At 71.0% G+C, this 25,313-nt stretch carries 18 protein-coding genes; 9 read left to right on the forward strand and 9 right to left on the reverse strand.

Annotation, left to right across the window (positions count from 1 at the left end):
• The first annotated feature begins 151 nt into the window (after positions 1-151).
• The 5 genes from Q7X29_RS28545 (at position 152) to Q7X29_RS28565 (ending at position 10,316) form a co-directional block, all read left to right on the forward strand.
• Positions 152-3,049: an SWIM zinc finger family protein gene (locus Q7X29_RS28545; RefSeq protein WP_316575911.1), complete on the forward strand. Its 2,898-nt coding sequence runs from the start codon at positions 152-154 to the stop codon at positions 3,047-3,049.
• On the forward strand, positions 3,046-4,146 hold the full coding sequence (locus tag Q7X29_RS28550; RefSeq protein ID WP_218718597.1) for an ATP-binding protein: 1,101 nt from the start codon (positions 3,046-3,048) through the stop codon (positions 4,144-4,146). Before Q7X29_RS28545 ends, Q7X29_RS28550 begins: the two co-directional genes overlap by 4 nt.
• A 50-nt stretch (positions 4,147-4,196) precedes the next feature.
• A complete protein-coding gene (locus Q7X29_RS28555; protein ID WP_316575912.1) occupies positions 4,197-6,653 on the forward strand; it encodes a DUF5682 family protein in 2,457 nt (818 codons plus the stop codon).
• Positions 6,654-6,723: 70 nt separating this feature from the next.
• Positions 6,724-7,887 (forward strand): VWA domain-containing protein, encoded by a 1,164-nt coding sequence (locus Q7X29_RS28560; protein WP_316575913.1) that lies wholly within the window; start codon positions 6,724-6,726, stop codon positions 7,885-7,887.
• Positions 7,888-7,943: 56 nt separating this feature from the next.
• Positions 7,944-10,316 (forward strand): ADP-ribosylglycohydrolase family protein, encoded by a 2,373-nt coding sequence (locus tag Q7X29_RS28565; protein WP_316575914.1) that lies wholly within the window; start codon positions 7,944-7,946, stop codon positions 10,314-10,316.
• Positions 10,317-10,439: 123 nt separating this feature from the next.
• Here Q7X29_RS28565 and Q7X29_RS28570 read toward each other — a convergent pair whose 3' ends face one another.
• The 7 genes from Q7X29_RS28570 to Q7X29_RS28600 all read right to left on the reverse strand — a co-directional run bounded on the left by Q7X29_RS28570 (position 10,440) and on the right by Q7X29_RS28600 (position 17,954).
• Positions 10,440-12,959 (reverse strand): ABC transporter permease, encoded by a 2,520-nt coding sequence (locus tag Q7X29_RS28570; RefSeq protein ID WP_316576360.1) that lies wholly within the window; start codon positions 12,957-12,959, stop codon positions 10,440-10,442.
• Positions 12,960-12,970: 11 nt separating this feature from the next.
• Complete coding sequence (locus Q7X29_RS28575) at positions 12,971-13,747, reverse strand: ABC transporter ATP-binding protein (protein ID WP_218716249.1); 777 nt, start codon at positions 13,745-13,747, stop codon at positions 12,971-12,973.
• Positions 13,748-13,802: 55 nt separating this feature from the next.
• Positions 13,803-14,717, reverse strand: coding sequence for a hydroxymethylglutaryl-CoA lyase (locus tag Q7X29_RS28580; RefSeq protein ID WP_218716248.1), 915 nt, complete (start codon positions 14,715-14,717; stop codon positions 13,803-13,805).
• Positions 14,714-14,884 carry a hypothetical protein gene (locus Q7X29_RS28585; protein WP_218716247.1) on the reverse strand — a complete coding sequence of 57 codons (171 nt, stop codon included), beginning with the start codon at positions 14,882-14,884 and terminating at the stop codon, positions 14,714-14,716. The genes Q7X29_RS28580 and Q7X29_RS28585 overlap by 4 nt, the downstream gene beginning before the upstream one ends.
• A complete protein-coding gene (locus tag Q7X29_RS28590) occupies positions 14,881-16,101 on the reverse strand; it encodes a CaiB/BaiF CoA transferase family protein (RefSeq protein ID WP_218716246.1) in 1,221 nt (406 codons plus the stop codon). The genes Q7X29_RS28585 and Q7X29_RS28590 overlap by 4 nt, the downstream gene beginning before the upstream one ends.
• Before the next feature lie 52 nt (positions 16,102-16,153).
• Positions 16,154-17,086 (reverse strand): TauD/TfdA dioxygenase family protein, encoded by a 933-nt coding sequence (locus Q7X29_RS28595; protein WP_218716245.1) that lies wholly within the window; start codon positions 17,084-17,086, stop codon positions 16,154-16,156.
• A gap of 97 nt (positions 17,087-17,183) precedes the next feature.
• A complete protein-coding gene (locus tag Q7X29_RS28600) occupies positions 17,184-17,954 on the reverse strand; it encodes a deoxyribonuclease IV (RefSeq protein ID WP_316575915.1) in 771 nt (256 codons plus the stop codon).
• A gap of 87 nt (positions 17,955-18,041) precedes the next feature.
• Between Q7X29_RS28600 and Q7X29_RS28605 the strand changes: the two genes are divergently transcribed.
• From Q7X29_RS28605 to Q7X29_RS28615, 3 genes are all read left to right on the forward strand, one after another.
• Complete coding sequence (locus Q7X29_RS28605) at positions 18,042-19,238, forward strand: serine/threonine-protein kinase (protein ID WP_308248343.1); 1,197 nt, start codon at positions 18,042-18,044, stop codon at positions 19,236-19,238.
• A 160-nt stretch (positions 19,239-19,398) separates the two neighbouring features.
• A complete protein-coding gene (locus Q7X29_RS28610) occupies positions 19,399-21,213 on the forward strand; it encodes a serine/threonine protein kinase (protein WP_218716243.1) in 1,815 nt (604 codons plus the stop codon).
• Positions 21,189-23,234 (forward strand): serine/threonine-protein kinase, encoded by a 2,046-nt coding sequence (locus Q7X29_RS28615; protein WP_394358745.1) that lies wholly within the window; start codon positions 21,189-21,191, stop codon positions 23,232-23,234. The genes Q7X29_RS28610 and Q7X29_RS28615 overlap by 25 nt, the downstream gene beginning before the upstream one ends.
• 10 nt (positions 23,235-23,244) lie before the next feature.
• Here Q7X29_RS28615 and Q7X29_RS28620 read toward each other — a convergent pair whose 3' ends face one another.
• Both Q7X29_RS28620 and Q7X29_RS28625 read right to left on the reverse strand, forming a co-directional pair.
• Positions 23,245-24,081: a GNAT family N-acetyltransferase gene (locus Q7X29_RS28620; RefSeq protein ID WP_316575916.1), complete on the reverse strand. Its 837-nt coding sequence runs from the start codon at positions 24,079-24,081 to the stop codon at positions 23,245-23,247.
• A 53-nt stretch (positions 24,082-24,134) separates the two neighbouring features.
• Entirely contained in the window at positions 24,135-24,470 is a 336-nt protein-coding gene (locus Q7X29_RS28625; protein ID WP_218716256.1) for a hypothetical protein, read from the reverse strand.
• A 204-nt stretch (positions 24,471-24,674) separates the two neighbouring features.
• Here Q7X29_RS28625 and Q7X29_RS28630 point away from each other — a divergent pair, with 204 nt between their 5' ends.
• Entirely contained in the window at positions 24,675-25,289 is a 615-nt protein-coding gene (locus Q7X29_RS28630; protein ID WP_218716241.1) for a hypothetical protein, read from the forward strand.
• The last annotated feature ends 24 nt before the right edge of the window (positions 25,290-25,313 follow it).

A 25,313-nucleotide genomic window follows, 5' to 3' on the forward strand; every position in this document is an offset into this window, starting at 1 on the left:
CAGGTCAGAATGCCAGACTTTGCGCCAGACAGCAAGTCCAACGGCGTGAATCTGCCACCGCGGCAGTGTTTTCCAGGAGATTCGCCGACGTGAACGGCAGTTGTCGGTCCCCTGCGGTACATATTTCGGCGACAGAGAACGGGGGAAGGCGATGACCGACCGACAGGCGCCGTGGACCGAGGACCAGGTCCGTGCACTCGCGCCGGACGCGAGCTCACTGGCTGCCGCACGCAAGCTGGCCGGTCGCTGGCGCGAGACCGGAGCCGCGGGGAGCGCGGTGTGGGGGCTGTGCCAGGGCAGCGGCGCCAAGCCGTATCAGACGATCGTCGACCTGGCCGGGCCCGCGTACAAGTGCTCCTGCCCGAGCCGCAAGTTTCCGTGCAAGCACGCGCTGTCGCTGCTGCTGAGCTGGTCCGGCGGCGCGGTGGCGGCCCAGGAGTCGCCCGCCGATTTCGCGGCGGAATGGCTCGCGGGCCGGGCGGCCAAGGCGGCGGCCCCGCCCAAGACCAAGGCCACGTCCACGCCGTCGCAGGCTACCGTCGAGCAACGCCGGGCCAGGGTATCGGCGGGACTGACCGAGCTGGAGGTGTGGCTCACCGACCAGATCCGGACGGGCCTGGCCCAGACCGACCGCTCGTTCGCCGCCTACGAGTCGATCGCGGCCCGCATGGTCGACGCCCAGGCGCCCGGCGTCGCGGCGACCCTGCGCCGGCTGCCCGGCGCCGTGCTGACCACCGAGCACTGGCCCGAGCTGCTGCTGCGTGAATACGCCCGGCTGCATCTGCTGGTGCTGGCCCACCGCACCATCGACGCCGTTCCCGAGCCGTTGCAGGCCGGTATCCGCACCCACGTCGGCTATCCGACGCAGGCCGAGACGGTGCTCGCCGAGCCCGCGGTGCGTGATCGCTGGCTGGTGCTCGGCATGCGGGCCAGCGAGGAGGAGCGGCTGCACACCCGGCGCACCTGGTTGCGCGGCCGGAGCAGTGGACGCTGGGCCGTCCTGATCGAACATTCCTTCGGCACACCGAATTTCACCGGCGAGGTGCCCGCGCCGGGCCACGCGGTCGATGCCGATCTGCACTTCTACCCCGGTGCCGCGCCGCTGCGTGTGCAATGGGGCGCCCGCCACGGCGTCCCCGAGCCGTTCACCACCGTGCCCGCGATCGGCGGTGTCAGCATCGCCGACGCGCTCGACGCCTACGCCTCGGCGCTGGGCGCCGATCCGTGGCTGCGCGCGTGGCCCGCCCTGCTGGCCGATGTGGTGCCGGTGCTCGACGAGCACGGGTGGCAACTCGTCGACGCCGACGGCGCGGCCCTGCCGCTGCCCGCCGGGGTGCGGCCGTGGCGGCTGTTCGCGGTCGCCGGTGGTCATCCGGTGACGGTCACCGGCGAGTGGCGCGCCGACGGATTCGATCCGATCTCGGTGTTGAGCGCGGGTGAGGTCACCGATCTGGAGACCGAGTTCCCCACTCACTCGGCGCCGACTCCCGAACTGGCCGAACTGGTCTCGGTCGCGCTGCTCGGCACCGCGCGGCGCAGCGCCGACGGGGTCCGGCTCGACGCCGCCGTCACGGCGGCGGTACCGCAGCGCGCGGGCGAACCGGCGGTCCGCCTGCTCGACGCGGCCGCCCTGCAAGATCTCTACCTGCGCGGCGGCCGGATGCCGGGTACCGCGCCGAAGCCAGAGCCTGCGCCGGACGACCCGCGCCCGCTGCTGCCCCGCCAGGCCGCCGACCGACTCGGCCGCCTGCTGACCGAGAAGTCGGCGTTCCTGCCCGAATGGTTCGCCGCCGCGGCACCGTTCGACTTCCGGCTGCCGGATGTGCTGTGCGTGCCCGCGCTCACCGCGGCCGCCGACGTCCAGCTGCGCGGGCCGCTGCTGCGGCTGGCCGGGCGGCGCGGCCGGTGGCTGGCGGCGCGGAACCCGGCGTGGTCGGGTCTGCTCGATTCGTTCCCGGTGGACCGGGTCGCCGATCCCTCCGTACCCGAGAATGCCGGCGGATCACCTGGCGCGGCGGATGTCTGGTTGTTCGGCGCACCGGGTGAGCGCAAGGACTGGCTGGCGCGGCTGCGTCGTACCGATCCCGCCGCCGCGCTCGAGGTGTTGAGTACCGCCTGGGCCAAGGAATCGGGTCCGATCAAGGCCGAGCTGCTCGCGCTGCTCGTCGACGGGCTGAGCCTCGACGACGAACCCCTGCTCGAGCGGGCCCTCGACGATCGCCGCGGCGATGTGCGGCGCACCGCGGCGGGCCTGCTGGCCCGACTGCCCGGTTCGGCGCTGGGGCGGCGGATGGCGGCGCTGGTGTCGTCGTGGCTGCGCGTCGGCGCCGACGGCACGGTCGAGGTCGCCGTGCCCGCCGCGGTCGACGCGCAGGCCAGGCGCGACGGCATCACCGACGGCACCGACCAGGCCACCCTGCGCTGGGACACCCCGGACTCGACGCTCAAGACGCTGCACCAGGCGATCGCGGCGACCCCGCTGACCGCGTGGGATCAGCTCGTCGGCGCCACCGGATCGGCCACCGCGACCGCCGCCCTGACCCTGACCCTGCCGCCGCGCTACGCCAAGGCGATCGTCGACGGCTGGGTCGACGCCGCTCTCACCCAGCGCGACACCTCCTGGGCCCGTGCGCTGTTCGCGCACGCGACCCCGACCGAGCAGGCCGTCCTGCGCCGCCGCGAGCTGTTCACTCTGCTCGATGCCGCAGACCGGATCGAGCACGTGCTCGACCTCGACGCGCACCAGCTCACCGAACTGCACGCGATCCTGCCCGGCCTCGACCACCCGTGGCCGCGACCGGTCGCCGAGCACGTGGTGCGACTGCTCGGTACACGCGCCCGCACGACCTCCCGGCAGGCCCACGCGAACGCCGGCGTGTACGCCGACCGGGCCCTGATCACCGCGGCGGGCGTCCATCTGCCCGTCGACCTGGCCGCGCGCGTCACCGCGCTCGCCGACAGCACCGACGACCCCGCCTGGCAACAGGCCTTCCACCGCCTCGCCCACGACCTCACCGACCGCGCGACCATGCTCGAGGAGCTGCGATGACCACCACCGAACCGGCAACCACCCTGTTGCGTCCACACGCCGAACAGGCCTTCGCCGACGAGCTGGCCGCGCTGGGCCGCGTCGACGACCGGCCCCGGCCGCCGTCCTGGCGGCTCTCGCCGTGGGCGGTGGTCACCTATGTGCTCGGTGGCACGCTCGCCGACGGCACGGTCATCACCCCGAAGTACGTCGGGCCGCGGCGGCTGATGGAAGTGGCCGTCGCGACCCTGGCCACCGATCGCGCGCTGCTGCTGCTCGGCGTGCCCGGCACCGCGAAGACCTGGGTGTCGGAACATCTCTCGGCCGCCATCAGCGGGGAGTCGACGCTGCTGGTGCAGGGCACCTCGGGCACCGCCGAGGAGGCGATCCGCTACGGCTGGAACTACGCCCGGCTGCTGGCCGAGGGCCCGAGCGATGCCGCACTGGTGGCCTCGCCGGTGATGACGGCCATGCGGACCGGAGCCATCGCTCGCATCGAGGAGCTGACCCGCATCCCGTCGGATGTGCAGGACGCGCTGATCACCATCCTGTCCGAGAAGACCCTGCCGGTGCCCGAGCTGGGCGCGGAAGTGCAGGCGGCCAAGGGTTTCAACGTGATCGCCACCGCCAACGATCGCGATCGCGGCGTGAACGATCTGTCCTCGGCGCTGCGCCGCCGTTTCAACACCGTGGTGCTGCCACTGCCCGCCGACGAGGATTCCGAGGTCGCCATCGTCAGCAGGCGCGTCGAACAGCTCGGCGCCGCACTGGAATTGCCGACCGTGCCCGCCGCGGCCGAGGAGGTCCGCCGGGTGGTGCGGGTGTTCCGCGAACTGCGCTCCGGGATCACCGCCGACGGCCGCACCAAGCTCAAGTCGCCCTCGGGCACGCTGTCCACGGCCGAGGCCATCTCGGTGATCACCAACGGCCTGGCTCTGTCGGCGCACTTCGGTGACGGCGTGCTGCGCGCGTCCGATATCGCTGGCGCCGTGCTCGGTTCGGTGATCAAGGACCCGGTCGCCGACTCGGTGATCTGGACCGAATACCTCGAGGCCGTGGTGCGCGAGCGCCCGGACTGGGCCGACTTCTACCGTGCCTGCCGCGAGATCTCGCACTGACGCCGGGGCCGACGGGGAGGACGGAACAGACCGCACACATGGGGTTTTCGATGAATCAGACCGAGAACGAGGTCACCGCGGAATCGACCGCGCACGAGAACCAGGCGGGCCGCAGGGCCGAGCCGGGTGACGCCGCGGTGACGCGCGTGTTCGGCATCCGCCACCACGGGCCGGGTTCGGCCCGATCGCTGCGGCAGGCGCTCGAGGAGTTCCGCCCCGACGCCATCCTCATCGAGGGTCCCGCCGACGCCGACCCCCTGGTCGGCTTCGTCGCCGCCGACACCATGAATCCGCCGGTCGCCCTGCTGGCGTATGTCCCGGATACCCCTGCCCGAGCCGCCTTCTGGCCGTTCGCGGTGTTTTCCCCGGAGTGGCAGGCCATGCGCTACGGCGTCGACCACGCCGTGCCGGTGCGCTTCTGCGATCTGCCCGCCGCGATCACTCTGGCCGCCGACGACGAGTCACGCGGCGACCGCACCGATCCGCTGGCCGCCCTCGCCTCGGCCGCGGGCTATGACGACGCCGAGCGCTGGTGGGACGCCGTCGTCGAATCCGTCCCCGACAGTGCCGCTTTCGACGCCATCGCCGAGGCGATGGCCGCCCTGCGCGAGGACGCGATCCATCACGCGCCGACCGGGCACCCCGACCGGGCGACACCGGAACCAGACTTCGCCGCGCTCCCTACCGAGACGGCACTTCCCCACCGCGATGAGCTCCCCAGCGATGATTCGCCGTCTCCGGACCTCCTCGCCGTACCCGAATCGGGCTCTCCGCTGACTGCCGATCCCGAGAACCCCGCGCTCGCACCGCTGGTCGTGGACCAGCACACCCTGCGACGCGAGGCGTACATGCGGCAGGTGATGCGGCAGACGCTCAAGGACGGGGCGAAGCGGCTGGCCGTGGTGTGCGGCGCCTGGCACGCGCCCGCACTGACCGGGACGCTCGGACCGGCCGCGCCGGACGCGCGGCTGCTCAAGGGATTGCCGAAGATCAAGACCGCGCTGACCTGGGTGCCGTGGACGCATTCGCGGCTGGCGGCGGGCTCGGGGTACGGGGCCGGGGTCACCTCGCCGGGCTGGTATCACCACCTGTTCACCGAGACCGAGCGCCCGGTGGCGCGCTGGCTGACCAAGGTCGCCGGGGTCTTGCGGGCGCACGATCTGCCGGTGTCGAGCGCGCACATCATCGAAGCGGTGCGGCTGGCCGACACCCTGGCCGCGCTGCGCGGGCGGCCGCTGGCCGGATTGTCCGAGGTCACCGAGGCCGTGCGCGCGGTGATGTGCGGTGGCGACGAGACCATGCTGCGGCTGGTGATCGACGAACTCGTGGTCGGTGAGACGCTCGGCGGCGTCCCCGCGGACACCCCGACCGTGCCGCTGGCGGCGGATCTGCGGGCACGCAGCAAGACCCTGCGGCTCAAGCAGGAAGCCCTGGCCCGCACGGTCGATCTGGACCTGCGCAAGGAGCGTGATGTCGAGCGCTCGCAGCTGCTGCACCGGCTGCGGCTGCTCGGCGTCGACTGGGGCACCCCGACGGTCGGCGAGGTCCGCAACACCGGCACCTTCCGGGAGACCTGGACCCTGCGCTGGGAACCGGAATTCGAGGTCCGCATCGTCGAGGCCGCGGTCTGGGGCACCACGCTGCGCACCGCCGCCGAAGCCAAGATCCTCGACACCGCGAGCCGGGACGGCGTCTCCGTCGCCGATCTCGCCGACGCGCTGGAGATGGCGCTGCTGGCCGATCTGGGCGGGGCCACCGACGGCCTGATCACCCGGCTGGAAGCGGCCGCGGCGCTCGACCACGACGTCACTCATCTGCTGGGCGCGCTCCCCGGGCTGACCAGGACGCTGCGCTACGGCGATGTCCGTGGCACCGACACCAAGGCGCTGGCCCACGTGGCCGACGGGCTGCTGGTGCGGATCTGCGCCGGCCTGCCCGGCGCCGTCACCGGTCTCGACACCGACGCGGCCGAGGCGCTGCGCGCCCAGATCGATGCCGCGCACACCGCGATCAGCACCCGCGACGACGACCACACCACCAGCGAATGGCTGGCCACGCTGCAGCGCATCGCCGATCGCGACGATGTGCACGGCGCGATCAGCGGCCGCGCGGTGCGCCTGCTGTGCGACGCCGAACGCATCGACGACGCCGACTCGGCCCGTCGCCTGGCCGCCGCGCTGTCGGTCGGCAACACCCCCGCCGCCAAGGCCGCCTGGATCGACGGCTTCCTCGGCGGGCGCGGCCTGCTCCTGGTCCACGACCGGGAGTTGTTGCGCCGCATCGACGAGTGGCTCCGCGAACTCAGCGAGGACCAGTTCGTCGCCACCCTTCCCCTGCTGCGCCGCACCTTCGGCTCCTTCGAATCCGGCGAGCGCCGCGCCATCGGCCAGGCGCTGCGCGACACCGGCACCACCCCGGCCGCTGCCACCGGCGCGACGCCGATCGACCCGGTGCGCGGGCAGCTCGCCCTGCGCGCCGCCACCGCGATCCTCGGCGCCGCCGGATGACCCGGCCCGGAGCGCGGGCGGCAAGCCCGCTGCCACAGCACCGCCCGCTCGATCACCAGGAGCAGCCCGCATGACCGATATCGACGACAACCATTCGCGCCGTTGGCGGCTCGTTCTCGGGCAGGCCGCGCAGGAACAGCTCGGCGGCCTGTCCTCGGGCCCCGACCAGGCGATGGACCAGGCCCTCGGCGCCCTCTACAACACCGGCGAGGCCGGCGGATCGACGAAGCGGTCCGGCGGACTCGGCGGTTCGGCGCCCCGGGTGGCGCGCTGGCTCGGCGACATCCGCACCTACTTCCCCGCGACCGTGGTCGAGGTGATGCAGCGCGATGCCGTGCAGCGGCTCAACCTCACCCAGCTGCTGCTCGAACCCGAACTGCTGGAATCGGTGGAACCCGATGTGCACCTGGTGGGGACGCTGCTCGGCTTGAACCGGGTGATGCCGGAGACCACGAAGGCCACCGCCCGGATGGTGGTCGAGAAGGTGGTGCGCGAGATCGAGCAGCGCATCGCGGCCAAGACCGTCGCCGCGGTCACCGGCGCGATCAATCGCTCGGCCCGCACCCACCGCCCGAAACTGCGCGACATCGACTTCGACCGCACCATCCGCAAGAACCTCGCCAACTACCTGCCCGAGCATCGCACGGTCGTGCCGGAACGGCTCGTCGGCTACGGGCGCAAGGCGCAGTCGATCCAGCGCGACGTGGTGCTGGCGATCGATCAATCCGGCTCGATGGCGGCCAGTGTCGTCTACGCGTCGGTCTTCGGCGCGGTGCTGGCGTCGATGCGGTCGCTGAAGACCTCGCTGGTGGTGTTCGACACCGAGGTCGTCGACCTCACCGACCAGCTCAGCGACCCGGTCGACGTGCTGTTCGGCACCCAGCTCGGCGGCGGCACCGACATCAACCGCGCCATCGCCTACTCGCAGTCGCTGATCACCCGGCCCACCGACAGCCTGTTCGTGCTCATCTCCGATCTCTACGAGGGCGGCGTGCGCGAGGAGATGCTGCGCCGATGCAACGCGATGAAGGAGGCCGGCGTCCAGGTGGTGGTCCTGCTCGCGCTCTCGGACGAGGGCGCGCCCGCCTACGACCACGACAACGCCGCCGCGCTGGCCGCGCTCGGCATCCCCGCCTTCGCCTGCACCCCGGACAAATTCCCCGATCTGCTGGCGACCGCCCTCGATCGTGGCGACCTCACCCATTGGGCCGACACCCACGCTCCCGCCGTGTAGTACCGCGAGTTTCGCTAGGCTGCGAAGCGATCGGGTTCGGTGAACGGGGTGAGGCGATGTTGCGGCGCGGGGAGGTGTTCGCCGGGTTCGTCATCGAGCGGGAGCTGGGGCGCGGTGGGATGGGCGCGGTGTACGCGGCCCGTGATCGGCGGCTGCCGCGGCTGACCGCGCTCAAGCTCATGCACCGTGACCTGTTCACCGACTTCGAGATCCGCACCCGGTTCGAACGGGAAGCGGACCTGGTCGCGCAGCTGGATCATCCGAACATCATCACCGTCTACGACCGTGGCGTCGACGAGGAACAGCTGTGGATCGCCATGCAGTTCGTCGACGGGGTCGACGCGGCGGCGGTCCCGGTGCCGCAGTTCGGGATCGAGCGGATCGCGCAGGTGGTCACCCAGACCGCGAGCGCGCTGGACTACGCGCACCGCCAGGGCGTGCTGCACCGCGACGTGAAACCGGCCAACATCCTGCTCTCGAGGACCGCGGGCGTCGGCGCCGGCTTCGACGAACGCGTGCTGCTCACCGACTTCGGCATCGCGAAACTCCTCGACGACACCGGCGGTCTCACCCGCACCGGCCAGTTCACCGCCACCATCGCCTACGCCTCGCCCGAACAACTCAGCAGCGCGCCACTGGACGGCCGTGGCGACCAGTACTCCCTGGCCTGCACGATCTTCCGGCTGCTCACCGGCACCGGCCCGTACGACGCGCCCAATCCGGCGACCGTCATGCTCGGTCATCTCACCGCCGTTCCCCCGCGCGCCAGCACCCGCCGGTCGGCGCCGCTGCCCGCCGCGGTCGACGCCGTCCTCGCCAAGGCCATGGCCAAGGAACCCGCCCGGCGGTTCGCCACCTGCACCGAGTTCGCGGCCGCCTTCGCCGAAGCCATCCGCCGCCGCGCACAGACCCCGGCGAGCGGAGCCCACCCACTCACCGGCGCGGCCGCGCCCCGCACCGGCGGGCTGCCGACCACGAACGGCACGCCGGAAGCCCGGCCCGGCACCGACTTTCGCGGCAGCGGCGCCGGGCCGGCGACGAGCACCACGAGTGCGGCACGCGCCGATTCCCCGCAGCCACGGCCGGCCGCGGAACCGGATCTGTCGCGCCGGCTCGACCCGACCGCACGCGGCGCGGCGCCCGGCGGGCCACGCATCGACACCCGGCATCCGAACCGGCACGGCGGCTCCCCTGATCCGGGTCAGCGCGCCACCGGGCCGCGAGACGACGGCCCGGCCGCACCTCGGCGCGAGCACTCGCTCCGCGGCAACGACGCCGTCGCCGGCGCGGGATCGGTCTGGCTGAACGCGGTGCACGGCTGCCTGCTCGGGGGCGCGATCGGTGACGCGCTCGGCGCACCGATCGAGACCAGGACCCTGCGCCAGATCCGGGCTCAGTACGGGCAGGCGGGTCTCACCGACACCGACCCGCTGCGGATCTCGGAGGAGACGCAGCTGACCGCGTTCACGGTGGAGGCGCTGATCCGCGGTTCGGTGCGGGCGCGGGCCAAGGGCATCGGCGGAGCGACCATGGGTCTGTTGCAGCAGGGCATGCTGGTCTGGCTACGGGGTCAGGTCGTCGAACTGCCCGACCAGCCCTTCACGCTGCACAGTTCATTGACCGGCTACCCCGAACTGATCGAGCAACGGGGCGTGGCGAATTCGGTGTACACGGCCCTGCGCCAGGCGGCGGCGCGCCGCGCACCCACCGCCCCGCTGGGCACCCGCCAGCAGCCGATCAATCGGTCCAAGGGCAGCGGCGCGGTGATGCGCGCGGCGCCGTGTGGATTCGGCTACGCCGCCGACCGTTCCGGCACGGCGACCGGGGCGATCTTCGAATTGGGTTGCGACGCGGCCGCACTGACCCACGGCCATCCCAGCGGCTGGCTGCCCGCGGGCACCCTGTCGGCGCTGATCTATCAGCTCGCCCGGGGAAACGACACCACGACGGCGCTCGCCCGCGCCCGAGCCGAACTGGCGACCTACCCCGATCACGAGGAAACCTCGGCCGCTCTCGATGCCGCGGTCGCCTCGGCCGCGGCGACCGCGCGCTCCGGCCGCGGACCAACCCCTGAGGAGGTCGAATCCCTCGGCCAGGGCTGGATCGGCCCCGAGGCCCTGGCCATCGCCGTGTTCGCCGTGCTGGCCGCGGAATTCCGGGGCGGCGCCGCGCACGAGATCGTCCGCACCGGACTCCTGTTGTCGGTCAACCACTCCGGTGACAGCGACGCCACCGGCTCGATCACGGGCAGCCTCCTCGGCGCCCGCTACGGTCGCACCGCTCTCCCCCGCCGCTGGTCCGACACCGTCGACGCCCGCGCCGCCCTGGACCGCCTCGCCACCGACTATTGCACCGAATTCGGCCTCACCCCACCCCGCGACGCCCACGGCCAGCCCACCGACGACTGGTACGACCGCTACCCGGCGTAGGCGAATCGCGCCGATCGGACCAGCTCAACGCTGTTCGAATCGGCTCGATTGTGACCACCTGCGCCGGACAGATCGCGAACGGGCTCGTCGGCGACGGTGTCACCGGCGAGCCCGTTCGAGAATCTACAAGTCCGCGATGGCGGCCAGTGGGGGTGTGCGGGCCGCGCGGACGCCGGGCCAGACGGCGGCCAGGACGCCGACGATGCCGGAGGCGATCAGGACGGTGACCAGCTGGGACCACGGGATGGTGATCTGGTCGATGCCCAGGTCGCGCAGGGTGCGCAGGAAGCCGACGCCCAGGGCGATGCCGAGGACGAGGCCGACGATGGCGCCGAAGATCGCGATCAGCATGGATTCCAGGTAGATCGTGCGACGGACCTGGGCACGCTGGGTGCCGACGGCGCGGAGCGTGCCGATTTCGCGGCGGCGCTCCACCACCGACAGGGCCAGGGTGTTGATGATGCCGAGCACCGCGATCACCACCGCCAGGGCGAGCAGGCCGTAGAGGATGGCCAGCAGGGTGTTGATCTGCTTGCCCTGGGCGCCCTTGAACTGCTCGTGGTCTTGCACCTGCACCACGACGAACGGCTCGGTGGCCTTCTCCAGATTCGTCCGCATGGCGGTGAGATCGCTGCCGGGCGCCGCCTTCACCAGTACGAAGATGTTGGTGCGCAGGCTCTGCGGCATCAGCTGTTCGTAGACGCCGGGGTCGACGACCATCGGGCCCAGCAGCGGCGAGTTGGCGTAGATACCGCCCACGGTGAGCTCGAGCTGCTTGTTGTCCAGGCTGGTGATGCCGACCTTGTCGCCGACCTTCCAGCCGCGCTCGGTGGCCTCGGTCTCGTCGACGAGCAGCCCGTTCGGGGCGATCGTGGTGGACCCGCTGAGCACGTCGATGTCCATCACCGGGTCGATCGGGCCGTCGGGGGAGGTGGCGCCGATCTGTTCCTTGCCGACCTTGAAGGCGACCACCCGGATCCCGGTGACATCGCTGATGCCGGGCACCTGGGTGCGCACCGCGTCGACCGCGCCGATCGGCGCACCGATCATCTGCGGACCGGCGAGCACGTATTCGGCCTTGACGCCCTTGTCGATCAGTACGCCGACGCTGGTCTTGGCCGAGGCGCCGAGAATGCCGATCGCCGAGACCAGCATCAGGCCCAGCGTCAGCGCGAACGCGGTGGCGGCGGTGCGGCGCGGGTTGCGCACGGCGTTGTTGCGGGCCATCTGGCCGATCGCGCCGAACGGGCGGGTGAGCACGCCGAGCACGAGCACCATCGGCCGCGACAGCGCGGGCGCGGCCAGCAGCACGGCCAGGATCAGGCCGAGCGCGCCGATGCCGACGGTCACCGCCGAGCCCTTACCGGTGCCCTGGGCGCCGACGTAGACCAGCACCCCGCCGACGACCGCCATCACCGCGCCGACGACGGTGCGGATCCGCAACGAGTCACCGGCACTGGCGAATTCGGACCGCATCGCCTCCACCGGCGGCACCTTCGCGGCCCGCCGGGCCGGGGCGTAGGCACTGGCGACGGTGACGATCAGGCCGACCAGCAGCGCCACGATCGCGGTGCGCGGCAGCACCGTCAACGACCCGGTGGGCAGACCCAGATCGAAGGCGTTGAGCAGCGCCGACAGGCCGAAGGCCAACCCGATGCCCGCGAGCAGGCCGAGCACGCTGCCGATCAGGCCGATCACGACGGCCTCGCTGACCACCGAGCGACCCACCTGCCTGCGGCTCGCGCCGATCGCCCGCAGCAGCGCCAGTTCGCGCAGCCGCTGGGCGACGATCATCGAGAAGGTGTTGTAGATGATGAACGTGCCGACGATCAGCGCGATCGCGCCGAAGGCGAGCAGGAAGTAGTTGATGAAGGTGAGCGCCTCGGAGATCTGCTTCTTCATGTCCTCGCGGACCTCGTCGGCGTTCTGCACCTTGTAGTTGGGCAGCCCGGCGGCGAGCTGGTCGCGCAGGTCGTCGGCCGAGACACCCGGCGCCGCCGCGATATCGGCGTAGGCGACGTGCGAGCCGTCGGTGAACAGCTTGCGGCCCTGCGGCTCGGTGAACATCACCGCGACCACACCGCCGCCCTCGGTGCCGGGCATCTCGTAGATGCCGGTCAGAGTCACCTCGAACGGGTCGCCCTTGGACGGGATGAGCACCTTGGTCTTGTCGCCGACCTTCAGCCCCGCCTTCTCGGCGCCGCTGGTGTTGAGCGCGATCTCGCCCGACTGCGTGGGCGGCGCGCCGGCGACGAACGTGTTGGGCTCCTCGACCGACTGTTCCGGCGGCAGGTAGGACAGGCCGAAACTCGGTGCGCCACCGGTCTGTACGGCCTTCTTGCCGTCGGGTTCGAGCAGCACCACCGGGCCGTTGACGGCGGGCGCGACCCGGGCGACGCCCTCGGTCTTGGCCAGCGCGTCCACGATATTGGTCGGCAGGCCCAGCGACTGCTGGTCCTTGGGGCCGACGCGCACGTCGACACCCTGGGCCTGGCCCTCGAAGATGCCGTCGAAGGTGCGCTGCAGGGTGTCGGTGAAGACGAACGACCCCGAGATGAAGGCGGTGCCGAGCACCACCGACAGCAGGGTCAGGGCCAGGCGCACCTTGTGCGCGGCGAGATTGCGCAAGGCGACCTTGCGCATCGGGTTGCTGCTCACTTGGTCTCCAGCGCCTTCATCCGGTCGAGGATGGAATCCTGGGTCGGGTCGCGCAGTTCGTCGACGATGCGGCCGTCGGCGAGGAAGACCACGCGATCGGCGTAGGCGGCCGCGCGCGGATCGTGGGTGACGATGACGACGGTCTGGCCGAACTCGTCGACCGAGGCGCGCAGGATCGAGAGCACCTCACCGGAGGAGTGCGAGTCCAGGTTGCCGGTCGGCTCGTCACCGAAGATGATCTCCGGCTTGCCGACCAGGGCGCGGGCGCACGCGACGCGCTGCTGCTGGCCACCGGACAGCTCGGAGGGCCGGTGATCGAGGCGGTCGCCGAGGCCGAGGCGCTTGACGACGGTGTCGAGCCATTCCTGGTCGACCTTGCGGCCCGCGATATCGAGCGGCAGGGTGATGTTCTCCAGCGCCGTCAGCGTGGGCACCAGGTTGAACGCCTGGAAGACGAAACCGATGCGGTCGCGGCGCAGGGCGGTCATCTGTTTGTCCGACAGCCCGGTCAGCGCGGTGTCACCGATGCGGACCTCGCCCGCGCTGGCGCTGTCGAGCCCGGCCAGGCAGTGCATCAGCGTGGACTTGCCCGAGCCGGAGGGGCCCATGATCGCGGTGAACTCGCCCTTGGCGAAGTTCGCCGACACCCCGTCGAGGGCCTTGACCTGGGTGTCTCCCGATCCGTACAGCTTGACCAGGTCTTGTGCGGCGGCCGCGATCTCGGTGTCGGCCGCCGCGTCGACGGCCTCGGTGCCCATGGCGTGCGAAGTCATGGTGTCCAGTCTGTCTGTCCGCCGGGAACCGCGCCATCCGGGATCCCCCCGATACCTACCGGATGACCCACTCGAACGCCGCGGCCGCCGAGCGCGCGCCTTCGGCGGCGCGGGAGCGATTGGGTTCGCCGAGGTCGGCGAGCAGCTCCTCGGTGAGGCCGACCAGGCTCGCCAGCGCGTCCGGGGTGAACCAGTCGGGGCGGGTGGCGAACAGGATGTCCTCGGAGGCGGTGTTGCCGCTCGCGCCGGGCGCGAACGGGCAGCCGCCCAGGCCGCCGAGCGCGCCGTCGACCATGGTGGCGCCCGCCGCGACGGCGGCGAGGGTGTTGGCCACGCCCATTCCCCAGGTGTCATGGCCGTGGAAGACGATGCGGCGCGCCGGGGTGGTGTCGCGGACGGCCGCGACCAGCGCGCTCACCTGGCCGGGGTGCGCCTGGCCGAGGGTGTCGGCCAGGACGATGTCGGCGGCGCCCTCGGTGCGCGGGTCACGGGCGATGCCCAGCACCCGTTCGGGGTCGACAGGGCCGTCGAACGGACAGGTGAAGCTGGTGGCCAGGCACAGCTGGATCGCACCGCCCGCCTCGCGCGCCAGCCGGATCGCGTCGGGCATCGCGGCCACCGAGGCCTCGGTGTCGCGGCCGATATTGGCCTTGTTGTGGGCGTCCGACGCCGAGAAGCAGTACTGGAAATTGCGCGCGCCCGCCTCCGCCGCCTTCTCGATGTGGCGCGGGGTGGCCACCCAGACCCAGCATTTCGCCAGCTCGTCGGGGGTCAGCGCGGCGATCAGCTCGAGCGAGTTGGCCATCGGCGGCACCAGGTCCGGCCGGGCCATCGAGCCGATCTCCAGCGCGGGCACGCCCGCGGCCAGCAGCCGCCGGACGACGTCGATCTTCTGGTCGGTCGGCAGCACCTTGCCGGTGAGCTGCAAGCCGTCACGCAGGGTGACATCACGCAGCAGCGGCGCGGTCATCGCCGCTGGTCCGGTTCCTGAACGGGCACGCACATCACCCCGCCGCACGGCTTGTCGCCGACACTGGCCGGGGTCGGATGCACGGTCGGGCGCACGTGGCCGGGACCGCGCTGTTCCCACTTGCTGCGCACCGGTGGGCGGCGTCTGCCGTGTACTCGCCTGCTCACGATGCCTCCAGCGCGTCGATCTCGTCTTGCGTCATCCCGAGCAGCTCGCCGAGCACCTGGGCGGTGTGTTCACCGAGGTCGGGGCCGACATTGCGAATCGGCAGCGACTGTCCCCCGATCACCGGGACGATGCCGGGGAACCCGACCTGTTTGGGTTGCGGCTCGCCCACGTCGACGGGGAACGACTGGATCATATTGCGTGCGCGGTACTGCTCGTCGGCCACGATGTCGGCGGCGGTGTAGATCGGGCCGCACGGGATGGCCGCGTCGTCGAGGATCTTCAGCGCCTCGTCACGGGTGTGCTCGATCGACCACTGCGCGATCGAGGCGTCGAGACGTTCCCGGTGGCGCCAGCGCCCGGCGTTGTCGGCCAGTTCGGGGTCGGCGGCCAGGTCGGGACGGCCGATGACCTGCATGTAGCGCTGGAAGATGGCGTCGCCGTTGCCGCCGATGATGATGCTGTAGCCGTCGCTGGTCGGATAGGCGTTGCTGGGCGCGATGCCTTCCATCCGGCCGCCGACCCGCTCCCGGTTGATGCCGTAGGCGAGGTGGTCGGGGACCAGCGATTCCATCACCGACAGGATCGACTCGTTGAGCGCGACGTCGATGATCCGCTCCCGCTGCGGCACCTCACCGCTGACCCGCTCGCGCTGGAACAGCGCCATCACGGTGCCGAACGCGGCGTAGATGCCCGCGATCGAGTCGCCGATCGACACGCCGACCCGCACCGGCGGGCGGTCCGGGTCGCCGACGAGTTCGCGCAGGCCGCCCACGGCCTCGGCGACCGCGGCGAATCCCGGACGCGCGGCCATCGGGCCGGTCTGGCCGTAGGCGGAGATGCGGGTGATGACCAGCTTCGGGTTCACCTCCTCGAGCACCTCGGGGCCGAGGCCCCATTTCTCCAGCATGCCGGGCCGGAAGTTCTCCAACAGCACGTCACAGTGCCGCAGCAGATCGAGCACGATCGCCCGGCCCGCATCGGTGCGCAGGTCCAGCACGATCGACTTCTTGTTGCGGTTGACCGTGCGATACAGCATGGAGGTGTCGCCACCGTAGAGCCGCCAGTTGCGTAACTCGTCGCCCGTGCCCGGGCGTTCCACCTTGATCACCTCGGCGCCGAAGTCGCCCAGAATACGTCCGGCGGTGGGAGCGGCCACGTAGTTGCCGAGTTCCAGGACGCGCACTCCGTCCAACGGCCGAATAGACTTTTCCGCCACCCCGAGACTCTAGCGTGCCGCCCGGACCCGCACGGGCGGCAGCCGCTCCGACTCAGCTCGCGAGCCGGGTCACCTCCTCGACGACGGAGTAGTGCTCGGCGTTGCCCTCGATGACGGTGCTGGTCCGGCCGTCGACGCCGACCGGGATGTCACCGGCGAGGGTGATGCGGGTCAGGCGGCGGGGCTGGCTGTCGTAGTCGTCGATGGCGTAGTGCTGGGTGGCGCGGTTGTCCCAGATGGCGACGTCGCCGTCGGACCAGGTCCAGCGGGTGGTGTTCTCCAGGCGGGTGACGCGGTCCTGGAACAGGCGGAACAGCGCCTGCGACTCGCTGGTGGACAGGCCGACGAAGTTCTTCACGAAGTGGCCGAGCAGCAGCGCGCGCTCGCCGGTCTCCGGGTGCACGCGTACGACCGGGTGCTCGGTCTCGTAGTAGGTGGACTGGAACTCCGCGCGGTACTCCGCGCTCTTCGGACGCAGCGGCTCGACATTGCGGGCGGCGTAGTCGTAGACGTTGGTGTGCACGGCGCGCAGGTTCTCGGCGAGCAGCTTCAGCGGTTCGGGCAGCGAGTCGTAGGCGGCGACGGTGGAAGCCCAGGTGGTCGAGCCACCGTAGGTCGGTAGGTACTCCGCGCGCAGGATGGACGCCTTCGGGATGCGGTCGACGAAGGTGACATCGGTGTGCCAGGAGTTCGCGCGGCCGGTCTCGGAGTCGATGGCCAGGCTCTTGACGCCCTGCGAGGTCACCGTCGGGTGCGGGGTCGTCGGGCTGCCGAGCAGCTGCGCGAACTCGTGCTGGCCGTCCTCGGTGAGGTGCTGCTGGCCGCGGAAGAAGATGACCTTGTGCTCGTTGAGCGCGCGGCGGATGGTCGCGACGGTCGCCGCGTCCAGGTCACCCCCCAGACGGACGCCGTCCACCTGGGCGCCGATGTGGGCGCCGAGCTTGGTCACCGTCAGGGTGGCGGGGGTGGCGTGGTCGACCGTCATGGGAGATCACCTCTGTCTTGTGGAACGGTTGGTAGGCGTCAAGCACACCGCGAAATCCGTTCGACAGACAGGTTTTCCCTCCGGGTGATCGGAACCGTCAGCCCAGGTTCTCCCGCAGGTAGGCGAGGTCTTCGGCGACGCCCTCGGCCGGGGTCTCCAGGATGACCGGGGCGCCCGCCGTGCGGCAGACCTCGGCCAGCAGCTGCGGGTCGATGGTGCCGTCGGCGAAGTTGGCGTGGCGGTCGGCGCCGGAGTCGAACTCGTCCCGCGAGGAGTTGAGGTGGACCAGGTCGATGCGCCCGGTGATGGCCTTGATCCGCTCGACGACACCCACCAGTTCCTCGCCGCCTGCCCAGGCGTGGCAGGTGTCGAGGCAGAAGCCGGCGCCGTAGTCGCCGACCGCGTCCCACAGCCGCGCGATGGAGTCGAAGTGCCTGGCCATCGCGTGATTGCCGCCCGCGGTGTTCTCGATCAGGATCGGCACCGCGAAGCCGCCCTTGTCCTGCTGACGTTCGAACAGCTTGCGCCAGTTATCGATTCCGGTGTCGAGCTCGGTGTCGGAGCGCACATGCCCGCCGTGCACGACCAGGCCGAACGCGCCGAGGTCGGCGGCGGCCTTCGCCTGCTGGGCGACCGCGTTGCGCGAGGGCATCCGCAGCCGGTTGTTCAGGCTGGCCACATTGATCTGATAGGACGAGTGCACGACGACGTCGATCGGGCTGGCCAGGATCTCGGCGGCCTTGGGGTGCGGCTGCGGTTTGTCCCAGCTCTGCGGATCGACCACGAACAGCTGGATGACCTCGGCGCCGAGCTTCTCGCCGAAGCCGATCGGATCGCTCTCGTCGCGAACGTGTGCTCCAATGCGCATGACGCCACCCTAATCCGCGGCACCGACAGCATCGGCGGATGTTGCGAAGCGGGGGCGTCAGGAGATACATCGGTAGAATTTCGACGGGTGCTCTGCCCTGGAGGGGGTGACTTCGCGGTGTTGCGCAAAGGCGACGTGTTCGCCGGGTACACGATCCGGCGCGTGCTCGGCCACGGCGGCATGGGCGTGGTCTACCTGGCCCGGCACCCCCGTCTGCCCCGGCTCACCGCGCTCAAGCTGCTCAGCCGCGACCTGTCCGCCGACGACGAGATCCGCCACCGCTTCGAGCGCGAAGCCGACCTGGTGGCCCAGCTCGAGCACCCGAACATCGTCAACGTCTACGACCGCGGCAACGACGACGACCAGCTGTGGATCTCCATGCAGTTCGTGGCGGGGACCGACGTGGCGACCGCCGATGTCAACGTGCTGACGCCGGGCCGCGCCGTACAGATCGCCGCCGAGACCGCGACGGCGCTGGATTTCGCGCACGCGAGCGGTGTCCTGCACCGGGACGTGAAACCGGCCAACATCCTGCTCGCCAAGCCGCCGATCGGGCGCCCGGAACGGGTGGTGCTCACCGACTTCGGGATCGCGGCCGTGCGCGACAGCGAGACGACGCTGTCCTCGGCGGGCAGCATCACCGCCACCCTGGCCTACGCGGCGCCGGAACATCTCGCCGGGGCACCGCTGGATCACCGCGCCGACCAGTACTCGCTGGCCTGCACGCTGTTCTGGATGCTGACCGGAACCGTGCCGTTCCCGGGCCCCAACCCGGCGGCGGTGATCCAGGCGCACATGAGCAAGCCGGTGCCGCCGCTGCGCAGCCTGCGTCCCGACCTGCCGTCGACCCTGGACACCGTGCTGGCCAGAGCCACCGCGAAACAGCCGGGTGCGCGTTACGACAGCTGCGCGGAGTTCGCCCAGGCCGCCAGGGCCGCGCTGTACGCGGTCCCCGGCCCATGGCAGCACCAACAGCATCAGCAGACCGCGACCGGGGTGGTGCTGCGCGCTCGCGAACAGTATCCACAGCAGCCCTATTCACGACCGGCCACGCCGCCGCGGCCGTATCCGCACGCTTCGCCGACGACGCCGGCCCAGCCGCATCCCCAGGCGCCGCCACCGTCGCCGCCCGCCCCTCCGTATCCGCCCACACCGCACCCGGCGACCGGCGGCACCGTCGTTCCCCCGCGGCGCGGCAACCAGCGGCCGGGCACCATCGATTTCCCCGGCGGCCGTAACCATCCCGGCTATATCGTGCCGCCCCGATCACGGCGACCACCGTGATCGGGGCATCCTGGTCGGTCGCTTCGCTGGCCACCGTCCGCGCGGTCACCGACTGCTAAGGTTTCGTTGAATTTTCCGTGGCGGGCCACCCGGCCGCGGCTTTCTTGCTGTACGCGCGTGCGCTGGTGGGTCCCGGCGCACGGCGGGAAGTGGAGCAGACATGCTGGCCAACGGAGATGTCTTCGCCGGCTACGTCATCGAACGGCAGCTCGGCCGTGGTGGCATGGGTTCGGTCTATCTGGCCAAGCACCCGCGCCTGCCGCGGATGACGGCGCTGAAGTTGCTCAACCGCGAGATGTTCTTCGATCAGGAGGTGCGGGCGCGATTCGAACGGGAGGCGGATCTGGTCTCGCGCCTGGATCACCCGAACATCGTCACCGTCTACGACCGCGGACTCGACGACGAACAGCTGTGGATCTCGATGCAGTTCATCGACGGCATCGACGCCGCCTCGGTGGACCCGCAGACGCTGCCGCCCGCCCGCGCGCTGCAGATCGTCAAGGAGACCGCCGACGCCCTGGACTACGCGCACGGCATGGGCGTGCTGCACCGGGACGTGAAACCGGCCAACATCCTGCTCGCCCGCTCCGGCGCGGGCCGCGGCGAACGGGTCTACCTCACCGACTTCGGCATCGCCCGGCTGCGTGACGACACCGGTCATCTCACCCAGACCGGCACCTTCACCGCGACCCTGGCCTACGCCTCCCCCGAGCAGCTGACCGGCGCCTCACTGGATCACCGCTCCGACCAGTACTCGCTGGCCTGCACGCTGTTCTGGCTGTTCACCGGGTCGGGGCCGTTCGCGGCCACCAATCCGGCCGCCGTCATCCAGGGTCACCTCCAGCAACCGCCGCCGCCGCTGAGCAGTGTGCGGCCGGGGCTGTCCTACGCGCTCGACGGTGTGCTGGCCAAGGCCATGGCCAAGCGCCCCGACGACCGTTTCGACTCCTGTTCGGATTTCGCGAACGCCGCGATCACCGCGCTCAACAACCCGAGCGCGCCCGCGCTGCCGATCGTCGGCCAGCGTCCGACCACGGGCGGCGCGATCCCGGTGACCGGTGGTCCGCGCCCGACGACCGGCGGCGCGATCCCGCAGACCGGGTCGCCGTATCCGCTTGCCGGGCAGGGCCCGATGACCGGGGGCCCGATGGGCACCGCCACCCAGGGCCCGATGACCGGCGGTCCGATGACCGTCGGCCCGATGACGGCCGGCCCGATGGCCAACCAGTCGCCCTCACCGCTGACCGGTGGCGCCGCGACGCAGCACCCCTATACCCAGCAGTCCCGGCCGCAGTACCCGACGCCGCCCGGACCGCCGCGGCCGCCGACGAACAACTTCACCCAGTACCCGCAGGGCCCGCGACCGCCGTCGAAGTCGAATACCGGACTGATCGTCGGCATCGTCGTCGCCGTGGTCGTGGTGCTCGCGCTGCTGATCGGCATCGGCATCGCGGTCGGCGGCGATGATTCCGGCGGCGGCGGCTCCACGACGACCAGCGCGGCGGTGGGCAAGCACGTCACCCCGAACGCCGACGCCATCAGCGCCGAGTTCGGCCGGATGGTGCCCGCGAATGTCGACGGCGACACCGGCTACAACGGCGCCTCCTGCTGGGAGACCGACTCCAGCTACACGCCCTCGCCCAACGACGGCGACCCCGACTTCGGTTCCTGGGCCTGGCAGTGGCGCTGCTACGACGGCGGCGGCAGCGGGGGCGACGATCCGTTCTACCGGATCTACGTCTACAACTCGGCCGCCGACGTACAGGCGGTGATCGACGGCCTGCCGACCAACACCAAGTCGGTGGACACCAACGGCGGCAAGCAGTACACCAACTACAAGTACACCGACAACGGGAACAAGATCATCACCCAGTTCACCGGTGACCCCGATCGCGCGCAGTTCCTGATGTTCACCGACGGCTACGGCAAGGCCGACGAGGTACTGCGCTGGTGGCGTTCGGCCCCGCTCAACTGATGTCGATGCTCGACGAGAACGACGTCTTCGCCGGATACACCATCGAGCGGCTGCTCGGCCGCGGCGGCATGGGCTCGGTGTATCTGGCGCGGCATCCGCGCTTGCCCCGGCGCACCGCGATGAAGCTGCTGAACCGGGAACTGTTCGACGACACCGAGATCCGGGCCAGGTTCGAGCGCGAAGCCGATCTGGTCGCGCAGCTCGAGCATCCCAATATCGTCACCGTCTACGACCGCGGCGTCGAGAACAACCAGCTGTGGATCTCGATGCGCTACATCGACGGCGCCGACGCGGCCTCGCTGCCCGCCCCGGTCGCACCGGCACGGGCGGTGCGCATCGTCGCCGAAACCGCCGCGGCGCTGGACTTCGCGCACAGCCGCAGCGTGCTGCACCGCGACGTGAAGCCGGCCAACATCCTGATCGAGCCGGTCGACGGCGCGGAACGCGTCTACCTCACCGACTTCGGCATCGCGCGCCTGCACGACGACAACGCCGCCAAGCTCACCCAGACCGGAACCTTCACCGCCACGCTCGCTTTCGCCTCGCCCGAACAGCTCTCCGGCATCGCGCTGGACGGTCGCGCCGACCAGTACTCGCTGGCCTGCACCCTGTTCCGGCTGCTCACCGGCACCACGCCGTTCGAGGCGAGCAACCCGGTCACGGTGATCCAGGGCCACCTGCAACAGCCGCCGCCCCGCGCCAGCGCGCTGCGCGCCGAGCTGCCCGCGGCCTTGGACGCGGTGATCGCCCGCGGCATGGCCAAACGGCCCGACGAGCGCTTCGCCACCTGCGCCGAATTCGCCGCCGCCGCCGGACAGGCGCTGGCCGATCCCGGTGCGGGACAACCGTTCCCGACCTCGGCGCAGACCAGGACGTATCCACCGAACTCACCGTTCACCCCGGCTCCGGGATTCCCGATCGCCGGAAACGGGGTATCCGGGCCGAATTCCCTTCCCGGAGCGGGTAACCCGTCCTGGTCGGGCGCGCAGTCCGCACCGGGGCTGCGGCAGCCGTCGTGGCCGAGCGGTCACCAGGCATCGTCGCCCGGCATCCAGCAACCGTCCTGGCCGGGGGCACAGCAGCTTTCGTCGCCCGGCATCCCACAGCCCTCCTGGCTTGGCGCGCAACAGTCTTCGTCGCCGGGGAGCCCCCAGCCGTCGTGGCCCGGCGCGCAACAACCGTCGTGGGCGGGCGGGCAGCCATCGCCCGCATCGGGGATGCCGCGGTCGTGGCAGGGCGGCTCCGCGAACGGGGCGGCCGAGCGTCCGCGCGACGGTGCGCCGCGTGCCGAGGGCGCTCGATCGAAGATCGCCGACGACTACCTCGGCCGCAAGCGGGAGTCGCGCTGGCAGGCGTCGCCGGTGGGCTGGGCCGCGCTGATCATCCTGCTCGGGCTGGTGATCTGGATGATCGTGAACGTGCTGAGCGGTCCGGACGACACCACGTCGAGCGCGCCGCCGGTCGAGACCACCGAAACCCCGGCGCCCACCACCACTTCCGCCGCCCAGCGCCCGTCGAGCACCACGCCGACCACCAGCGACCGCAAGGTCATCGGCGCGAACGCCGCCCAGCTCAGTGAGCAGTTCCCGCGCATGCTCCCGCAGACGAGCGCGAGCACTCTGGTGCACGCGGGCTCGGGGCTGGGCAACGCCGGCTGCTTCGCCTACGACCGCGCCTCCGCCAGCCGCGACGACGACGATGCCGACATGGGCGACTGGCTGGTCATGTGGCACTGCTTCGGCGGCGGCAACAAGGCGTCCTACGAGTTCTTCCTCTATCCCTCCGCCGAGGAGGCGAAGCAGGCGGTCGCGGCGCTGCCTGCCAACGACGCCCGCGCCGCGACGCACACCGGACACAGCTACACCAACTTCGTCCTGCACGGCAGCCAGCCGAGGTCCCCGCGCATGGTCACCCGCTTCGATGCCGACCCGGACCGCGCCGCGATGCTCATGTACAGCCGCGGTTTCATCGCCGACGAGGCGCAGATGCTCGCGTGGTGGCAGGCCGCGCCGCTGACCTGAGCGGCGCGCCCTAGCCCGCGGCGCTCAGGGTGTAGTGGACGAAGTCGCGCACGGGCTCGAAGCCGATGGCCTGGTAGATCTTGTTCGAGGTCGGGTTGGCCAGATCGGTGAACAGACAGACGTCGGCGCCCTCCGCCCGGATGACACCGGAGACGGCCGCGGTGAGCGCGCTGGCGAAGCCGTTGCCACGCCGTTGCGGTGGCGTGTAGACGGGCCCGACTCTGGCCCAGCCCAGGATCTCGGTCTGCCGGGCGACGAACGCCACCGGTTCGCCGTCGCGTTCCCACAACCACCACAGACCGGACTCGATCCGGTTCCGCATGCCCGCCTCGTCCAGGCGCGGCGGGTCACCGATTTCGGCATAGAAGGCCTCTACGAGGGCCTTGCACACGGGCAGATCGGCCGCCGTGGCCAGACGTGGCTTGCCGGGAGCGTCGGGCACGGACAAGATTCCGAGCCGGAACAGCCGCGCCGAGTACAGCGCGGCGAAGGAGCCACCGGCGACAGTCGTCCAGTGCCGGGCGAAGGCCTGCGCCGCGGCCGCGACACCTTCGACGCTGATCAACGCGGGTTCGTCGGCGAGGAAGGCCTCGGCCACCGCCGAGATACTGTGCGCGGGCAGTTCGCCGAGGTACACCCGCCCGCCGAAGGCACTCGTGGCGACACCGACGACGCGGGACGCGTCATCGCGCACCATCAGGAATCGCGTCGCCGCGCCACCTGCCCGGCCGCCGAGCTGGTTGGCGGCAGCGGTGGCGATCACTGTATGCCGCAAGGGGTCTAGACGGAGAAATTCCTCCGCGTCGGCCAGGAAGTGGGCGGCGTCGCCGGTGATGTCGATACGCACGCCATCGACGGTAGGTCGCCGATCGGCGGATCGCAGCTGGATTTTTCGGCTACTCAGTCCTTTTCGCGCGCGTCACGATCCGTGCGCAGCTTCAGCAGGATGAGGCCCGCGGTGCAGGCCAGGATCAGGCCTGCGACGGTGATCTCCACATGCAGGCCGGCGATGCCGAGCCCGGCGCCGACGAGTCCGCCGACGAAGAACAACCAGCCCATGACCCGCGCGACGACCGCGAGAGCGCGGTTGCCCGGCGGGTTCGACAGTGCGTGCTGAACATTTGCCACGGCGGCCGAATCACTGTTCGCCGCTGCGGTTTCCAGCCGGGGTGTCGAGTAAGCTCCCATCAGATTCTCCTCGATGACGCCGATCAGATTCTTGCTTCGCGCAGACATCGCGCGTCGGGGTTCGTTCCGGGCGTCTCATGCGTAACTTTGCTCACACACGCTACGACTCGGCGACGCCGATCGCGCGCGACACGTCCCCGCGACACGCTGACGAAATCAATCCGATATCTGAATCAATAATGTTTAAGATAGGCTGTTTGCCCCGACCTGCACTACTGTGAGGCGACTCGAAGCCGACGAGGAGTGCACGCGATGGATGACAGCAGGACCAAGCTCGTAGGTCCGGCAATCGCTGTTGGCGCGGTATCGCTCGGACTGATCATCATCGGTGCCTGCGGTGTCGGACAGCAGGATGTCTACGTTCCACCGCCGCCGCTGAACGCCGATCTGGCCGCCGCGCCCGCCCGGATCGCCGACGAGACCACCACGACGACCACCCGGGTGTCGATCCCGCCCTCCCCCACCTGGCGAATCGCCCCGTATATGTCGCCGCGCAAGCCGTTCAGCCTCAGCTCCACCGAGACCTCGCCGTCGGAGCCGCCCGCCGAGGGCGAGACCACCGAGTCCAGGCCGTCGGAGCCGACCACCGAATCGCGGCCGCCCACGACCACGTCCGACGACCACACGACCACGCCGAGCACCACCACCCGGCCGATCCCGACCCTCACCACCCCGCCGCGGATCCGGCCGACAGTCGACGACGAAGAAGCCGCCGAGCCGGACTATCCGACGACGCATTCCCACGACAACACCACCACCGTCGCGCCCGTCGCCCCCGCCGACACCGGCGCCACCCCGACACCAGTGGTCACCACCGAAGCGCCGACCACCACGGCCACCCCGACGACGACCGACGACGAGCGCTGACACAGCGACGGTGCGCACCCGACC

It is taken from the genome of Nocardia canadensis, from assembly GCF_032656385.1.
GTDB lineage: Bacteria > Actinomycetota > Actinomycetes > Mycobacteriales > Mycobacteriaceae > Nocardia > Nocardia canadensis.

What these genes read in the sequence shown, in the direction of transcription:
- Q7X29_RS28560 (WP_316575913.1), top strand. Translation starts at nt 6,724, where the DNA reads ATGACCGATATCGACGACAACCATTCGCGCCGTTGGCGGCTCGTTCTC.
- Q7X29_RS28555 (WP_316575912.1), top strand. Translation starts at nt 4,197, where the DNA reads ATGAATCAGACCGAGAACGAGGTCACCGCGGAATCGACCGCGCACGAG.
- Q7X29_RS28570 (WP_316576360.1), bottom strand. Translation starts at nt 12,959, where the DNA reads ATGCGCAAGGTCGCCTTGCGCAATCTCGCCGCGCACAAGGTGCGCCTG.
- Q7X29_RS28610 (WP_218716243.1), top strand. Translation starts at nt 19,399, where the DNA reads ATGCTGGCCAACGGAGATGTCTTCGCCGGCTACGTCATCGAACGGCAG.
- Q7X29_RS28625 (WP_218716256.1), bottom strand. Translation starts at nt 24,470, where the DNA reads ATGTCTGCGCGAAGCAAGAATCTGATCGGCGTCATCGAGGAGAATCTG.
- Q7X29_RS28630 (WP_218716241.1), top strand. Translation starts at nt 24,675, where the DNA reads ATGGATGACAGCAGGACCAAGCTCGTAGGTCCGGCAATCGCTGTTGGC.
- Q7X29_RS28600 (WP_316575915.1), bottom strand. Translation starts at nt 17,954, where the DNA reads ATGCGCATTGGAGCACACGTTCGCGACGAGAGCGATCCGATCGGCTTC.
- Q7X29_RS28565 (WP_316575914.1), top strand. Translation starts at nt 7,944, where the DNA reads ATGTTGCGGCGCGGGGAGGTGTTCGCCGGGTTCGTCATCGAGCGGGAG.
- Q7X29_RS28545 (WP_316575911.1), top strand. Translation starts at nt 152, where the DNA reads ATGACCGACCGACAGGCGCCGTGGACCGAGGACCAGGTCCGTGCACTC.
- Q7X29_RS28595 (WP_218716245.1), bottom strand. Translation starts at nt 17,086, where the DNA reads ATGACGGTCGACCACGCCACCCCCGCCACCCTGACGGTGACCAAGCTC.
- Q7X29_RS28580 (WP_218716248.1), bottom strand. Translation starts at nt 14,717, where the DNA reads ATGACCGCGCCGCTGCTGCGTGATGTCACCCTGCGTGACGGCTTGCAG.
- Q7X29_RS28575 (WP_218716249.1), bottom strand. Translation starts at nt 13,747, where the DNA reads ATGACTTCGCACGCCATGGGCACCGAGGCCGTCGACGCGGCGGCCGAC.
- Q7X29_RS28550 (WP_218718597.1), top strand. Translation starts at nt 3,046, where the DNA reads ATGACCACCACCGAACCGGCAACCACCCTGTTGCGTCCACACGCCGAA.